The sequence below is a fragment of the Desulfolutivibrio sulfodismutans DSM 3696 genome, from assembly GCF_013376455.1.
Lineage (GTDB): Bacteria > Desulfobacterota > Desulfovibrionia > Desulfovibrionales > Desulfovibrionaceae > Desulfolutivibrio > Desulfolutivibrio sulfodismutans.
The window spans coordinates 3,403,801-3,420,325 of record NZ_CP045504.1 but is presented as its reverse complement, the minus strand read 5'-3'; the positions used below and the strand labels follow the sequence as shown (position 1 = coordinate 3,420,325).

Below are 16,525 nucleotides of genomic sequence, written 5' to 3'. Positions count from 1 at the left end.
GGGTGGTGCGCAACCTCCACGGGGGGACTCCGCTGCTGCCAGGGCAGGGCAGCCCCGTCCGGTAGCGACATTCCCGGACTCTCCGAGCGGCCAAGGGTGAAGAGTAAATAAGCCGCCCTGGGGCGTTTGGCAAGCCCCGGGGCGGGGCGATGTCGCCAAAACCCAGTAAACGCGCAAGTAAACGCCCCTCCGTGCGCATACGGGGCATGTCCCGGGCGCGGGCACGGACCACCCACCCACCCCTTGCCCGGAACGCCGGAATTGGAGTACCTCATGGCCACCACCAGCAAAACGCATTCGCAGGCAAGCCCCCTGCCCCGGACACCTGTCCGGGGCACGGGGGCTTTTGTCGTGCGCTAGGACGGGCGTCATGAAAACGCGAACCGCCCGAACCGCCCGTGCCGCTCACGCCCTGGACCTGGGAACGTCCCGTCCCGTTCCGGAATGGGTGCATCTGCTGCCCCTGGGGGACATCGCCTGCCGGGACGGCCGGGGGCCGTACCGCCTGGACGATCCGCAGGGCGTAATCGCGGCCACCACGGCCCATCAGCGGGGCGTTCCCCTGCCCATCGATTACGACCACCAGCTTCTCTATTCGGAAAAAAACGGCAGGCCCGCCCCGGCCGCCGGGTGGATCACGGACCTGGACGTCCGCGAGGACGGCATCTGGGGCCGCGTGGAATGGACCGAGGCGGCGGCCGCGCGGCTGGCGGCCCGGGAATACCGCTATCTCTCCCCGGTCTACCGCTATCTCAAGCACGACGGCACGGTGACGCGCATCGAATGCGCGGCTCTGACCAACATCCCCAACCTGGAGCTGACGGCGCTGGCGTCGCAGCTCGACAACGACGGAGGCGAGGACATGGATTTGAACCAATTTCTGGCAATGCTGGCGGGCCTGTTCGGCCTGTCCGGCATGCCCACGGCCGACGGCGTGGCCGCCCACGCCAAGGCTCTGGCGGAGAGACAGGCGGCCATGGCGGGGCTTTTCGCCGGTCTGGCCAAGGATCTGGGGCTGGCGGCGGACGCCAAACCCGAGGCCGTTGTCGCCCATGCCAAGACGCTTACGGCCCAGGGCACGGCCCTGTCGGGGCTGTTCACCGGGCTGGTCAAGGACTTCGGGCTGGCGGCGGACGCCAAACCCGAGGCCGTTGCCGCCCATGCCAAGACGCTTACGGCCCAGGGGGCCGGAGGCGTCTTGGACCCCACCCGGTACGTGCCCATGGAGCAGTTCCAGGCCGTGGCCGGTCGCCTGTCCGTCCTGGAGACGGATCGGACCCGGGAGCGGGTTGAGGCCGTGGTGGCCCATGCCAAGCAGACGGGCAAGCTGGCCCCGGCCATGGAGGAATGGGCCACGGCCTACGCCTCCAAGGATCTGTCGGGATTTGAGGCCTGGGTGAACGCCGCGCCTGTCGTGGTGGCCCCGGGGGCCACGGGGCCGGTGGGCGGGCTGCCGCCCACATCCGGCGGCCTGACCGACGTGGATCGGGCGGTGTGCGCCCAGCTCGGCCTGGGCGAGGACGCCTACAAGAAGCACATGCAGCAGGAGGGCAAATAGATGGCCGCTCTGACCAAGGACCGCAACACCCCCGAACAGGACGGCAAGCTCGTCGGGCATCCCGTGGCGGCGGGAAAGGTCATTTACGCCGGGTCGCTGGTGGCCCTGTCGGCCACGGGCTACGCCACCCCGGCCGTCACGGCCACGGGCCTCAAGGGCCTGGGCCGGGCCGAACATCATGCGGACAACGCCGAGGGCGCGGACGGCGAGGAGGTGGTCACCGTGGCGCGCGGCTGCTTCGCCTTCGCCAATTCCGGCGACATCACCCGGCAGCACATCGGCGGGACGGCCTACGCCGTGGATGACCAGACCGTGGCCGCCACGGACGGCACGGGCACCCGCAGCGCCGTGGGAACCATTCGCGACCTGGACGCCCACGGCGTCTGGGTCGAGTTCTAAAGGAGGCGTTTCATGATCATCAATCAGGCCAGCCTGGCCGCCGCGTACACCGGGTTCAAGACCCTTTTTCAGAATGCGTTCGCGGGCGCGCCGAGCGACTTCGAGAAGATCGCCATGGTGGTGCCCTCCACCAAGGCCGTCGAGGTCTATCCCTGGCTGGGGAAGACCACCGGATTCCGGGAATGGGTCGGCGACCGCGTGATCCAGAACCTCATGGCTCACGACTTCAGCATCCGCAACAAGAGCTTCGAGAACACCGTCGGCGTGGACCGGGACGACATGGAAGACGATTCGTTGGGCGTCTACGCTCCCATGATTTCCCAGCTCGGCATCGACGCCAAACAGCATCCGGACCAGCTTGTGTTCGCCCTGCTGGCGGCCGGGTTCACCACCCTGTGCTACGACGGCCAGAACTTCTTCGACACCGACCATCCCGTGCTTTCTGGCGGCGCCGAGGTCAGCGTCAGCAACCATGGCGGCGGCTCCGGCACCCCCTGGTTCCTCATGGACATGACCCGGGCCGTCAAGCCGCTCATCTTCCAGAAGCGGCGGGATTATTCCTTCGTGGCCATGGACAGGCCCGACGACGAGTCCGTGTTCACCCGCAAGCTCTTCCGCTACGGCGTGGACGCCCGGGTCAACGTGGGCCTGGGGTTGTGGCAACTGGCCTACGGCAGCAAGCAGACCCTGGACGCGGACAGCTACGCGGCGGCCAGGACGGCCATGAGCAGCTTCAAGGGCGACAACGGCAAGCCCCTGGGCATCCGGCCCACGCTGTTGGTGACCCCGCCCAGCCTGGAGAAGGCGGCCCTGGAGGTGCTCAAGGCCGAGCGCGACGCCAACGGCGCGACCAACGTCTATCGCGACACGGCGCAACTGCTGGTCACGCCGTGGCTGGCCTAAAGGAGGCGACCCCATGAAGATCCTGCGCATCATCGCCAAGAAGTCCGGCTTCCGCCGGGCCGGGCTTGCCCACCCGGACCACGCCGTGGATCATCCCGTTGACGCCTTCACCCCGGAAGAGGTGGAGGCCCTGAAATCCGAGCCCATGCTCGTGGTCCAGGAACTGGACGTGCCGGACCCCGAGCCCGAATCCGGGAAAAAGGCCAAGCCCGGCAAGGCCGAAACCCCGGCCGGGGAAGGCCAGTAAATGTACGCCACGCGGCAGGGGATGGTCGACCGCTACGGCCAGGACCGGCTCATTCAGCTCACGGACATCCATGACCCTCCCACGGGGGGGTCGTGGACGCCGTGCTGGACCTGGCCCTGGCCGACGCGGCCAACGTCATCCACGGCTACGCCCGGGCCGGGGGCTATCAGGTGCCGTTTGCGGCCGCCCCGGACATGGTGGTCCGCTGGCAGGGCGACATCGCCCTGTATCTGCTCTACCGCGACGCCGCGCCCGAGAAGGTGGCCGAGGACTACAAGGCCGCCGTCGCCCAGCTCAAGGACTTGGCCCGGGGCGTGGTGGTGCTCCAGGCGGCGGGCGTGGCCGCCCCCGTGGCCGACGGCGGCGGCACCGTGCTCCTGGACGGGGCCGGACGCACGTTTACCGGCGACTCCATGAGGGGGTTTTAGGCATGGACGGGTTTACTGTCCGCGTCGAGGACGCCCAGGTCCAGGAACTGCTGCACAAGCTGGGGCGGCAGGCTGGTGGTACCCGGGACATCATGGACGCCATGGGCACGGCCCTGCTGTCCCAGATTCAAGAGGGATACCAGCGGGAACAGAGCCCGGACGGCCGGGCCTGGAAAAAGCTGGCCCCGGCCACTATCCGCAGCCGTAGGCGGGCCGGGCACTGGCCCGGTCCCATGCTGCGGGTGAGCGGCGAGTTGTTTAGGTCCATCACCTATCAGGCGGGCGACGGCCGCCTGGAGATCGGCAGCAACAAGCCTTACGCGGCTATCCACCAATTCGGCGGCCAGGTGTCGCGGCCCGAGCGCCGGGGCGTGTTGCGTTTCAAGGTGAACATGGAGACGGGGAAATCCCGGTTCGCCAAACAGTCCAAAGCTAACTTCGAGCAGGATGTGACCTTCCGGGCCGGGGCGGTCACCATCCCGGCCCGGCCGTACCTGTTCACGGCCTCGGGCACGCTGCCCGATCCGTGGATCGCGGCGGTGCTGGGCATCCTGCGCACGTATCTGGAGGTCGCCCCGTGAGCACGCCCTACGAGATCACGGCCGTGGAGGACACTATCCTGGCCGCACTGGCCCCCCTGCGGGCCAGCCACGGCGTGCGCCAGGTGGAGCCGTACAACGGCGACCTGGACCCGGAACGCCTGGCGGCGGCCGTGCAGCAGTGGCCCGCCCTACTCACGTTTTATGTCGGCGGCCCGCGCGCCGACCTGGGCCAGCGGCGCATCGAAACCATGGGATTCGTGGTGCTGGTGTGCGCCAAGCACGCCGGGGACCAGGCCAAGGCCCGGCGCGGCGGCACCGGCAGCCCGGGCAGCTATCCGCTGCTTCGGGCCGCGTCGGCGCTCCTGGAGGGCAAGACGTTGCTGCCGGGGATGTTCCCGGTCGCGGTGACGGGCGTGGCCAGCGAACTCCAGGGCGGCGGCATGAGCGTCTATTCTCTGCAAATCGAAATCGACCAGCCCTATCTGGTGGCTGGCTAGGAGGTTACGATGGCCCTGCTAACCCGTGTTATGGCCCTGTTGGCCGCAACCGAGGCCACTTACGGCGTGGCCCCGGCCGCCGACCAATTCAAGGGCATCCTGTGCAACTCCGGATCGGAGATCTCCCCGACCGGCGACAAAATCGAACGGGATACCGTGCGGAGTACATTTTCCCCGGCCGCGTCGAAAATGGGCGCGAAGCGGCAACAGCTCACGGTCACCACCGAACTGCGCGGCGGCGGCCTGGGCGTGGGCGGCGAGGTGCTGCCGCCGGACTATGCCCCGTTCCTGCTGGCCTGCGGGATGCAAGCCACGGCCGTGGTCCGGCTCACGCTGACCGACGACGACGGGGGCAAGTTTGCAATCGGCGAGGCCATTACCAGCGGCACGGCCACGGGCACTCTGCACCACATCGACGCCCGGACGCTGGTGCTGTCCGGGGTGGAAGGGACGTTTGCGGAGGCGGAGATCGTCACCGGCGGCTTGCAGGGGGCCACGGCCACCGTGGCGGCTGGCGGCGTCGCGCCGGGCCTGGAGTACCGGCCCGTCACCGCCCGCGTGGAGGTTCAGAAAAGCGCCTGCGTCAAGTACCACAAGGACAGCATCCTGCATCAGATCGTCGGCGCGCGGGGCACGGCGGTCATCGACTGCCAGGTGGGCAAGATTCCCACCATCAAATGGACCCTGACCGGCCTGTGGGCCGATCCGGCGGCAGCCGTGCTGCCCAACCCGGACCTGACCGATCTGTCCGGGCCGGTGTTCGTCAATGCCGGGGTGGTGATCGGCGCGTATGAGCCCATCATCTCCGCTCTGTCCCTGGACATCGGCAACACCATCGCCGAGCGCGTCAGCGCCAACGGCGCGGACGGCCTGCTGGCGCAGTACATCTCGGGTCGCCGGTCCACGGGCAGCCTGGATCCCGAGGTGGACGCTCTGGCCGCATACAATCCCTGGGTGGCCTGGAAAGACGCCACCCCGGCCCGCATCGCGGCCACCATCGGCAATGTGCCCGGCAACCGCATCCGGCTGGAGGTGCCCCAGGCGGCCAACGAGGATCTCAAATATGGCGAACGCAACGGCCTGGCCACCTACCAGCAGCCGTTCGTGGCCAGCATCGACCGCGACGGCGACGATGAATGGCGCATCACCTTCTTCTAAAGGAGCATGACACATGGCTTTTGAACTGAAACCCACCCGCCACGTCCTGACCGTGCATTTCGCGGCCACGGGCGAGGATATCGACCTCTACTACCGCCCGGCCAAGCCCAAGGAGCGGCTGGCCTATTCCAACGCCACCATGCGCCGGGAAGGCAAAAAGGTGCTCATGGTGCAAAACCCCTATCCCCTCCAGGTCCGGTACGGGAAGGCGTTCGTGACCGGGTTTCCGGACGGGGCGTTCACGGTGGAGGGAAAGCCCGTCAGCTCCGATCCGGAGGCCGAAGGCTACTACCCGGAATGGCGGGAGCTGATGGAGGAGGCCTGCCCGGACGCCCTGGCGCTTGTCTGCCAGCGCGTGATGAGCGCGGCCACCGTGGCCCGTGACCTGGATGACGGCGGCCTGGAGTTTGTGGAGGAGCTGGACGGCCCTTTGCCGACGCCGTCGACCGGCACCTCTCCGGATGCGACGGAAAACGCCCCGAGTGTCTAGCGGCCAACGGGCCGTGGCTGGCGGCAGCGTGCAAACGCTGCCCCCGGCGGGGGGCGAAGCCGTCGCCGTGGGTGAGCCGGTTGCTGCACCTGCGGACGCTGCGGATGGGGGGCTACCCATTTGCGGCGGATGACCTGGAATTGGAAACCTGGGCCGATTTGGGCGAACTGGAACTCTACTTCGACGCCAAACGGCCCAGGCTGTTTTGATCATATAAAAGGATAAGGCACGGACGTGGCGGAAAACAGGGTCAGGATCGTTATCGAGGCGGATGGGCGGCAGGCCCAGACCGCTGTCGAAGCCCTGGGCCGAGGCCTCAACGGCCTCGGCCCCAAGGCCCAGACCGGCGCGTCAGGTGCCAAGACGGCCCTGGGGTCCACAACGTCCGAGGCCAAAAAGACCACGGCCGCCGTCAACGAAACGGGAAAGAAGCTGCAAGACCTTGGCCCGGCAGCGCAATCCGGGGCTGGCGGGGCCAAGGTCGCCATGACCAACATCTCTGCGCTTGGGGGCGCGGTCACCCGGCTCGGCCCGGCTGTGATGGGGGCAGTCGGGGCCTTCCTCTCTTTGCGGGCCGCTATGGACGCGATGTCGACGGTCGTGTCCAGGGGGTTTGATTTCAACCGGACCATGGAAACATCAAAGCTGGGCATCGCGTCGATCCTGTCCGCCACCAATGAATTGATCACCGCAGAGGGACGGCGATTGCAGGGCGTCGACAAGCTGAATGCGGCGCAGTCTGTGAGCCGCGATCTGATGAAAGACATCCAGATTATGGGGTTGCAGACGACGGCGACCACCAAGGATCTGGTGGAAGGGTTTCAGATGGTTCTGGGACCGGCCGGTCAGGCGGGTCTTAATCTCGACCAGACCAAGCAGACGCTGGTGGGCATTGTCCAGGCCTTCGGGGCGCTGGGCATCCCGTTGGAACAATTGAGCGCGGAGGCGCGGTCCCTTTTCGATGGGGATATCAAGCTGGGGCAGGACCGGCTGGCCGGTTTTTTGGGAATCACCAAGGAACTGGTGTTGGAATGGCAGCGCCAGGGGGTCTACGTTGAAAAGTTGAATGAAAAGCTGGAGGCCTTTCGCACCGCTGGCGACGCCACGGCACAGACCTGGGAAGGCCTGACCTCGAACTTGGCCGAGGCGTTTGACGTGCTCGCCGGACATGCCACCGAAGGGTTGTTCGAGGACGCGAAAAAGGCCACGTCGGAGATCCTCGGGTTGCTCATCGACACCAAGAATCTCGGGCTCGGGCAGGACATCCAGAACATCGCGGCGGCCATCCGGGGCGTCGGCGACGATATCGGCGGCCTGGTGGTGTCCGGCGCACAGGCCCTGGTCGAAAAAATCCGTGAGTTGGACAGGTGGATCGGCGAGAATAGGGATCGTCTGGCCGGGATGTACGAAACCCTTAAGTCCATCGGATCGCAGTTCCTGGACATCCTGGGTTCCCTGGGGAGCGCCGTCCAGTCTTTCGCGCAGATGGAAATGGCCACCGGTCGGCTCGGGCTGGCCCTGGATTTGGTGAAGGCCGCTGTCACAGTCATCAACGAGCTTGTGGGCTACGTCGAAGTGGCCTTCTGGGGCGTTTCGACGGCCATCGTCGCCGGGCTGCTCGGCCCCCTGGCCGACGTGCAAAGCGCCATCGCCGCCATCGGCAAGACGAGCATCGGTAGTAAACTGATCGATGCCGAGACCGTGGCAAATCTGGAACAGCTTGCAGCCAAAAACTACGCCACGGTCGAAGATTTTGAGAATAACCTCGCCAAGATCGTTACAAAATATCATCCCACGCCGTTCCCGGCTCTCAAGGCGGCCTATAACCCTACCCCGGCGCAAACGAATACATCCGCTGTCGATCTGTTCCGTGCGGATCGCGACCGGGTGGCCGCCCTTGATGTCGTGATCGAAAAGGGCCGGAACCAGGAACTCGCCAAGCACCTTGCCAACCTCAAAGGCATCGAATCCGGCAATGCCGCCGCCTTATCCGCCGAACAGAAGCGTCAGGCCGCCACCCAAAAGTGGCAGGAGGAACGGATTCAGGCTGAAAAGGCCATGGCCTTCGCCCAGAAGGAAGGGGATGCGGAGTTGTTGAGCCGGGCGCAGGCCATGAAGGATCTGGCCGACGCCGGGGTTGCCAAGGCTTTTGACGATATCGCCAAGGCCGCTTCCCGTTCCGGAGGGGCCGCCGCCCGGGCAGCCCAGGAGGCGACGAATTTCCTTGCCTCACTTGATGACCAGATCGCATCAGCCGAGGCCGCCTTGTCGGGCGATACGCTGCAAACCAAATTGTCCCAGGTTGACAAAAAGTGGAACGACTTCGCCAGACGGGTTGAGTCTGGCCTTGTTGCTGGAAAGCTTTCGGCGGAACAGGCCGCTGAAGCCATGGAACGTATCGGCCGGGGCCGGGGACTGGAAAAACAAGCCGTCCAGGCCCAGGCCATGGTGGAATCACTACAAAAACTTTCCGGCCTCATGTCTGAAATTGCCGACGCCACGGGTGATCCAGACCTCGCGTATCAAGCGGGCCTCTCCGAGGCCGAGGCCTGGTATGAGCGAAACAAACAGCTCATCAACCAGAACGTTGAAGACGAAAACAGACGTCTTTCCCTGCTGGAGGGACTGGAACGGGGCTATCAGGCGAAGCGCCTTGAGGCGCAGCGCGACGCCTACGCCAAAATGGGCGACGGATCATCGGCGTATTGGGAGGCTGAAAAGGCCCTGCTCGAACAGCGCCTGAAAATGGTCAAGTCCAAGACGGACGATGAGGTCGCCTATAAAATGTATGCGGCCAAGGAAGTGGACGATTTCAACCGGCGTCGCCTGGAGGCCGCCCGCGACAACCCCACGTCCCTCGGCGAGGCCATGTCCTCCGCGTTCGCCCTGGAATCCGGCTCGTACAAGACATCTTTCGGCCGGGCGCAGGACGACTGGCGCGACACCACCCAGCGCATGCTGCGGCTGACGGACGACCTGTCCAGCGGCGTCGCCCAGGGGTTCGGCGACATGGCCCGGCAAGGGGTCAACAAGCTGGTGGAGATGTTGGGGCCGGTCGGCGCCGTGGTGGGCCGCCTGGGGGACATGTTCATTTCGCTTTTCGAAGACATCATGGCCGAATGGCTCAAGCGCAATATCATGGGCCTGATTTTTGACGACGCCAGCGCCCTGTCCCAGGGCCTGTCCGGGCTCTCCCCCGGCGGCGTCTCGGGCGGGGGCGGCGGCATCGCCTCCCTGGCTACGGGTCTGGTGGGCGACCTGCTCAAGGGCGGCGTCTCCACCCTGTTCCAGGGCGGCGCGTCTGCGGTCACGACCGGCGTCACGACCGGCGGTTTTGGTCTGGGGTCGTCGCTCCTGGAGGGGATGATGGGCGCGGGCGTGGCTGGCGCGCCGTGGGCCGGAGCGGGCGCGGGAGCGGCGGCCGGGGCCGGTATGGGCTCCCTGGTGCTGCCTATCGTGGGCACCATCATCGGCGCTGGGCTGGGGCTTCTGGGGTCGCTTTTTGGCGAAGAGAAGAAGGAACAACCGCCGCAAGAGGTCTGGTCCGGCCAGGCCGTGATGTATTCCGGCGGGGCCATGGGCGGCATCGGCTATACCCAGATGTCCGACGGCTCCTACAAAATGACCGCGCTGGACCCCATGGAGATGGAAGCCGAGCGGCAGCAGTTTGCTGAGACCGTCAAGGACATCAACGCGGCCGCCAAGACATTGGAAATTGATTTCGACCGCAACTGGGACCGGGATTTCAGTTTCTTCTTTCCGCCGGTGGCCGAGGAATTGGCCGGGTTGGTCGAACGCCTGATGTACAGCACGGCCGCCGGGCAGGTGCTGGGCGAGTTGTCACCGGCGGCCCAGCTTTTTGCCGAGGGCCTGGAGGGCCTGCACGATACGTTGATCCGTCTGGGCGAGGCCTTCGGGACCGTGGCCAACCAGGTCAAGCCGCTGGGGATCGATTTCGCGCGCATGGGCGGGGTCACGGACGCCACGTTGCTGTCCCTGGCCAGCCTGGCCACGGGCTACAACGCCGGGTCGGCCATCCTGCGCCAGGCCCAGGAGGACCAGGCCGAATCCACTGAGGAACTGACGGAACGGTTTCTGGCGGCGGGCGAGGCCGGGGCCGAGGTGGTGCGGTATTTGGAGCAATACCGCCAACAATTGCAAAATTTGGCTCTGGCGTCGTATTCCGAGCAGCTTGTTGACGTCGTGGGCGGCGAGGACAATTTCAACCAGGTCATTTCCACCTTCGCCGAACGGGCCTACGAGGACCGGGACCGCACCGAGGCGTCCGTAAACTACTACCGCAGCGAGTTCCGGGACAAGCTGTCCGGGGCCTCGGAACATTTTCCGGATTTCGACGTGGATAGTGTCATGGACAACCCGGGCGCGTTCTGGTCGGCGTACCGGGCCGCGATGGAACAGCCCATGCCGCCGAGCGCGTTCGAGTGGTGGGCGGACCTCTCGGGCATCGTGTCCAATCTACAGGATTTCCAGGACGCCCTGGCGGACATCGATCTGGCCGAGCGGGCCTGGGACCAGGATCTGCTGGCCCGCCGCCAGACGGCGGACGGTCAGGATTCTGCGGCCGAGATGACCCGACGCGCCATCGCCCAGGAACAGGAGCTGGCGGACGCCCGCAAAAACGGCGCGACGTACGCCCAACAGGCCGCCCTGGCCGAAACCCAGGCGTACGAGCTGGAGCGGGAACGGGACCGGTTGCTGGGGATTGAGGACGAGGCCGACAGCCTGGGCGAATACATCGAAGACCTCAAGGACGCCGTGGCCTATCAAACCAGCGCCGCCCAATCCCTGGCCGCGTCGGCCCTGGCCGCATCATCGGCCTTCGGGGCCGCCTCGAAGAGTCTGCGCGACACCCTGGACGATATGCTGGGGCTGGATGCGGACCCGGCCGTGACGGCGGCCCGGGCGTCCCGGGAATTTGCCGATCTGTACCGGCGCACCATGCGCGGCGACACCGAGGCCGCCGGGCAACTGGCCGGGGCTGCCTCGGATCTGTGGGAGTCCGGCCGGTCGACCTACGATTACGATTCGCTTCGGGCGTCCATCATCGCCCGTTTGGGCAGCGCGGCCGCGTACAGCGAACGCCAGGATACCTACCAGGGGTTGGAGGGCGGCATGGCCTCGGCGCAATCCGGATTGCTCGACCGGCTCTACGACGAGACGTCGGGAGACGTTCCGGACGCGGATTTTCTGGCCGCCGCCACGGAGATGCTGTCCCGGATGCAGGCGTTTACCGACCTGTCCGGTCTGGCCGCCGAGGGCCGGGCCACGTCGGGCGACGTGCGCGCCCTGGCCGCGTCGACCGTTGACGATCTGATGCGCACCACGGGGCTGGCGGAACTGCTGGGCGGCACCCTGGACGTGCAGAGCCTGACCGCCGACCAAGCCAAACTGCTCCTGTCGGCCTACGACGCCATGCAGGTGCTGGGCGAGGCCACGGGCCAGCAGTACGACGCTTCCGCCCTGACCTTGCGCGCCCTGGACGCCCTGGCCTCGGAGACCCTGGGGCAGGATCAGTGGGCGTCCGTGGTCGAGGCCATCGAAGCCGGACAGGCCGAATACCTGGAATGGCTGGAGCGCAACATCGAAGAGCGCCGGGCCGAGGCGGACAGGCTGTACGCGCTCCAGGAACAGCAATTGGAGGCCCAGGAGCAGATGGAGGCCTATTTCGCTGGCATTTCCGACTATCTGCTCAAACAGACCCAGATCGAGACACTTTCCGCCACCATCGCGGATCTGCGGTCCCAGGCCAGCACGTATCAGCAGATGGCCATACAGGCCATAGCAATGGGGGTGCCCATGGCGGCCATGATGCACCTCCAGGAAGTGGACCGCATCAACGCCAAGATCGCGGCCCTGGTGTCCGAACTCGAATACTGGATCGGCTACGAACCGCAGGTGCCGGGACTGGCCGAGGGCGGCATTACCACCCGGCCCACCTACGCCCTGATCGGCGAGGGCAAGGGGGGGCGGCAGCAGGAGGCCGTGGTGCCGCTGGATCAGTTCTGGGCGGTCCTGGAGCGGCTCAACGCCTCTTTTGAGCGCCACCTCACGAACATGACGGGACTTACCCGCGAGGTGGCGCGCAACACCGCCACCTCGGCCGATGAGGCCCGCCGCGCCAGATATGCGGAAAGGACGGTCAGCCCGGCATGAAGGTGATCGTGCCCCGCGAAATCACCCCGGCCCGCATCAAGGCCACGTCGCTTCCGGCCAGGCACGCCAGCGAGCCCGAGGAATATGACCCGGCCCGGACGTATATTGCGGATCAGCAATGCATGGTGGCCGCGACTGACCGCATCTATCAATCCCTGACGGCGGGCAATGTGGGTCACTACCCGCCCGACAGCCCGGGGCATTGGGTGGCTGTGGGCGCAACAAACCGAGGCCGCTGGAATGACGAATACGTCAACACGTTTTCCGAGGATCTGGAGGGGCTGGGGTATATTGAGAAGGATCTGGAGAGCGCGCTGACCACCTCCGTGGCCCTGTTCGGGGTGCGCGGCACGAGTGTGGATTTTACATTGCTGGACGCCGCCGGGGCGGTGGTGGCCGAACGATCCATCGACCTAATGGTGGATGACTGCCTGGACTGGTACGACGTGTGTTTCACCGAGCCGGAACTTGGCGACCGCGTTTACTGGCAATATCCGTTTACAGCGGCCGGGACGCTGCGAATCCGGATCAACCTGCCCGGGGGGGCGCGCGCCTGGGCGATGTGCGCTATGGCATGGAACGTGTGTTGGGCCAGACGCTGCTGCCCGTCAACCCTGGGATTTTGGACTTTTCCGAAAAGACCACGGACGAGAAGGGGCGCACACGAATTGCCCAGGGGCTGTATGCCGATCTGTTGGATTTCAGTTTGGTTCTCCCGACCGGCGCGGTGGACAAGGTGCGGCGGATATTGACCACCCTGCGAGGCCGGGCGTGCGTCTGGATGGTCGACAACCTGACCGATGACCAGGACACTCTGGAGGGATCACTGCTGACCTATTTTGTCCTGGGATACTACTCCAGTCTGACAATCTCCGTGGCCTGGGATGCCGAATATAAGCTGTCAATCGAGGGGGTGGTATGATGGATGCGATCCAATCTGTTTCCGCCCTTCCGCCCGTTCCGGTCATTGGCTCGGACACCTATTTTGATGAGGTGCTGGCTTGGCTGGGGGCCATGCCCACCCTGCGCGACGAGTTGCAAACCTGGGGCGAGGATGTCGTCGGCCAAGCCACGGCGGCCTACGGGGCCGGGCTGGAAACCATGGGCGTCGTGTCCGGAGGGCTGTCCCTGGCCCTGGGCACGCGGACGATCAAGCTGATGCGGGCCTACGGGGTGTTTGCCCCGGGGCAGCACGTTTGCTTGTGGTGCGAGGCCACCCAGGCCGCCCTGTGGGGCGAGGTCACCGGATATGCGGCCGTGTCCCGCAAAGGGGTCGTGGCCGAGATGACCGTCGCGGTGACCGCCGTGCGCGGCCAGTCCGGCGACGGGTCGTGGGTGGTTTTCCCCGTGCCGCATATAGAAGCCGTGTCCGGGCCGCTGGCGATGCTGCTCCCCATTACGGCCGCCCGCGCCGACGCCATCGTCCGGGAGGCCACCGGCCGGTTCTCCGGCGTCCGGCCCGTGTGGTCCCTGTGGTCGCCGGGTCGCACCCTGCCGGGCGGGGTCACGTTTACCAGGGCCTCGACCGGCACGCGGCGCACGGCGGCCGGGTATCTGGCGACAGTGGCCAACACCATCCCTCGTTGGCATTACGATGCGACGGGGGATCTGCTGGGACTGTTGATCGAGGGGAGCGCACAAAATCTCGTGACCGATCCCCAGGCCCCGACGGTCAAGGAGGTACAACTGGAGCCGGGTCCGTTTGCCGTCTCCGTGTCCGGCCCTGAAGCCTGCGGTGTTGACGTGTATGATGATATGCTCCCTGCGGTGCATCACGGCCGGGCCACGCCCGGAGCCCCTGTGATCCTGACGGTGACCCAGACGGCTCTCTATCGACTGGTGCCTGTCCGGACACCGGATGCGATCCAGTGCGAGGCCGGGCGGGTCGCCACCTCGCCGGTGCTGCCGACTGCCGCCAATCTTTTTACGAATCCGGATTCGCCTGCCACGCAAGCCCTGACGCTTCCGGCTGGCACCTATGCCGTGTCTGTTTCCGGGGCTGGCGGGCTGTCGTTCGCCGTGAGAGTGGGGGAGGTGGCCTTTGGCATGGTGGCGACAGAAGATAATCCCGTCTCGTTTACCCTGGCAGACCAGCAGACCATCACGTTTACTGTGGCCGGATCTCTCTCCCTGATCCGGTTGACCGCAATGCAGTGGGTGTCGGGACTGCGCATGGCGGACGTGGCCACGGCCGGTCTGGCCGGGCTCGATTTTGTCCCTGCGCAGGGGGCGCTGTTCGTGTCCGGGCGCGCCGCGCCGGGCGTGGGCGATGCAGCGCAAACGGCCGTCTGCCTGGATGACGGCACCGTGAACAATCGCATTGTGGTGGCCCGGCAGCCGGATCGCCGCTTGACCTGCACGGTGGTCGCGGCCGGGGTGGTCCAGGCCGACCTGTCCCTGGGCGTGGTGTCGGACGGGGCCGATTTCCGGGTGGCGTTTTCGTGGCGGGCGAACGATTTCCGGGCCGTGCTCAATGCCGCGACAGCGGCCGTGGACACGTCGGGGGCCGCTCCCGCCAGCCTGACCACCCTGCGCGTTGGCCGTGATCTATCCGGACACGAATTGTGCGGAACTATCAACCATCTGGCCCTGTTCGCCGTCCCCCTGGACGAGGCGGACATGTGGGCCGTCACCGTGGAGGCGTAACATATGTTCCCTGCTGTCAGGTCGCCACAGATTCCGCCCTCCCCGGAGGACATGACACGTTTTCGCACGCGCGCCGTCGCGTATTGGGGCGATCTTCCCGGTGTCGTGCGCGACGTCAACGCCCTGACCGGGGCCGTCTCGGCCCACGTGCAAGGTGCCCTGGCCGCCGGGGGCTCCGGTATCACGGCCGCGTCCGCCACCTCGCTTATGGTGGGGACGGGGGCCAGGACATTGACGATTAGCACAGGCAAGGGGCTCGTTGCGGGGCAATACGTGGTGCTGTGGACCGAGGCGGGACAGGCGGGGATGCTCGGCCGGGTCACGGCGTACAATACGGTAACCGGCAGCCTGACGGTCGATGTGGCCGACACGGTCGGGGCTGGGACGTACGCCGTTTGGGCCGTATTTGTTGTGCCCCTTGTGGCGGCCCAGGTCGACCTGTCGGGCGGGCATTTCACGGCCGCGCCGGTTTCCGTAGGGGGGGTGGCCCGCCGTCTGCGCGATGACGTGGGCCAGTTTGTGGGCGTCGTCCCTCCCGCTTTCCAGATTTTCGCGCCGGATCTGGCCCTTCCGGGCACGGTGGCGTTCTCCCGGGCCTCGTCGGCCTGGCGTCTGGGTGCGGCCGGAAGCCTGCGCGAAGCGGCCGTGGGCGTGCCGCGCTTCGATTACGACGCATCGGGCAATCTGCTCGGCCTGCGCATCGAAGGCGCGGCCACGCGCTTAAACACCATCGCCGCCGCGCCCACGGCCCCGGAAAACGTCTCGGTCTCGGCCGTGGCGTACACCGTATCGTATTATGGCGGTGGATCGTTAACTTTGTCAGGTGCTTATTCTGGCGCAATACCTCCCATTGAAGGAATAGGCTACAATGTTCGGCGCAGTCTGACATTCACGCCCACGGCCGGGACGTTGACGCTGGCCCCCTCCGGGACGGTGCAACACCTCCAGGTGGAGGCCGGGCCATTCGCCACCTCGCCGATCCTGGGCGAGGGATCGGCCGTGGCCCGGGCGGCGGACGTGGCGACCGTGGCGCTGTCCGACATCGATTTCAACGCGGCAGAGGGGACGATTTATTGTGAGTTTCGTGTTGCTGGGGTGTCTGTTCCGCAACGGATTTTTTATCTGGATAACAATGGCAATACAAACGTTTTGTCGTTGTTTGTTTCGGCAAGCAATAAAATTACAATGGCGGTCAACTCCGGCGGGACAGCCGTGGTCTATACAGAGGCATCATTAACTGTTGCTGTAAACACTGTGTATAGGGCGGCATTCTCCTTCCGAAATAATAACTATCAACTCGTTGTAAATGGCGGCCAAGCCGTTTCGGATACATCCGGAGCAATGCCGTCGCCGCTCTCGACATTACGCGTGGGGCATACACTCGGCGGGGTGCAGCCGATGTGTGGAGCTCTACGCCATTTTACATATTTTCCCAGAGCCCTGACCGCCGCGCAACTCCGCGCCATCACGTTGTAAGGAGGCC

13 protein-coding genes are annotated in these 16,525 nt (G+C 65.9%); all 13 read left to right on the top strand.

Annotated features, from left to right (window positions below; all coding sequences use genetic code 11):
• The first annotated feature begins 370 nt into the window (after positions 1-370).
• On the top strand, positions 371-1,558 hold the full coding sequence (locus GD606_RS15560) for a phage protease (protein WP_163302447.1): 1,188 nt from the start codon (positions 371-373) through the stop codon (positions 1,556-1,558).
• A complete protein-coding gene (locus GD606_RS15555) occupies positions 1,559-1,957 on the top strand; it encodes a hypothetical protein (protein WP_163302446.1) in 399 nt (132 codons plus the stop codon). It abuts the gene before it with no gap.
• Between the two features lie 12 nt (positions 1,958-1,969).
• Positions 1,970-2,860, top strand: a complete 891-nt coding sequence (locus GD606_RS15550; RefSeq protein WP_163302445.1) for a Mu-like prophage major head subunit gpT family protein — start codon at positions 1,970-1,972, stop codon at positions 2,858-2,860.
• A 13-nt stretch (positions 2,861-2,873) separates the two neighbouring features.
• Positions 2,874-3,107: an HI1506-related protein gene (locus GD606_RS15545; protein ID WP_163302444.1), complete on the top strand. Its 234-nt coding sequence runs from the start codon at positions 2,874-2,876 to the stop codon at positions 3,105-3,107.
• 92 nt (positions 3,108-3,199) lie between these two features.
• Entirely contained in the window at positions 3,200-3,535 is a 336-nt protein-coding gene (locus GD606_RS15540) for a phage protein Gp36 family protein (RefSeq protein ID WP_176629322.1), read from the top strand.
• Between the two features lie 2 nt (positions 3,536-3,537).
• On the top strand, positions 3,538-4,116 hold the full coding sequence (locus GD606_RS15535; RefSeq protein WP_163302442.1) for a phage virion morphogenesis protein: 579 nt from the start codon (positions 3,538-3,540) through the stop codon (positions 4,114-4,116).
• The gene (locus GD606_RS15530; RefSeq protein ID WP_163302441.1) at positions 4,113-4,574 is read left to right on the top strand and encodes a phage protein Gp37; all 462 of its coding nucleotides are present in this window, start codon (positions 4,113-4,115) and stop codon (positions 4,572-4,574) included. Before GD606_RS15535 ends, GD606_RS15530 begins: the two co-directional genes overlap by 4 nt.
• A 9-nt stretch (positions 4,575-4,583) precedes the next feature.
• Positions 4,584-5,732, top strand: a complete 1,149-nt coding sequence (locus GD606_RS15525; protein ID WP_163302440.1) for a phage tail tube protein — start codon at positions 4,584-4,586, stop codon at positions 5,730-5,732.
• Positions 5,733-5,745: 13 nt separating this feature from the next.
• The gene (locus tag GD606_RS15520; RefSeq protein WP_163302439.1) at positions 5,746-6,222 is read left to right on the top strand and encodes a hypothetical protein; all 477 of its coding nucleotides are present in this window, start codon (positions 5,746-5,748) and stop codon (positions 6,220-6,222) included.
• Positions 6,223-6,456: 234 nt separating this feature from the next.
• Positions 6,457-12,396 (top strand): hypothetical protein, encoded by a 5,940-nt coding sequence (locus GD606_RS15515; protein WP_176629321.1) that lies wholly within the window; start codon positions 6,457-6,459, stop codon positions 12,394-12,396.
• Complete coding sequence (locus GD606_RS15510) at positions 12,393-13,148, top strand: hypothetical protein (protein WP_176629320.1); 756 nt, start codon at positions 12,393-12,395, stop codon at positions 13,146-13,148. Before GD606_RS15515 ends, GD606_RS15510 begins: the two co-directional genes overlap by 4 nt.
• A gap of 166 nt (positions 13,149-13,314) precedes the next feature.
• Positions 13,315-15,042 carry a hypothetical protein gene (locus tag GD606_RS15505; RefSeq protein ID WP_163302371.1) on the top strand — a complete coding sequence of 576 codons (1,728 nt, stop codon included), beginning with the start codon at positions 13,315-13,317 and terminating at the stop codon, positions 15,040-15,042.
• Positions 15,043-15,093: 51 nt separating this feature from the next.
• Positions 15,094-16,518 carry a LamG-like jellyroll fold domain-containing protein gene (locus tag GD606_RS15500; RefSeq protein ID WP_176629237.1) on the top strand — a complete coding sequence of 475 codons (1,425 nt, stop codon included), beginning with the start codon at positions 15,094-15,096 and terminating at the stop codon, positions 16,516-16,518.
• Positions 16,519-16,525: the final 7 nt, after the last annotated feature.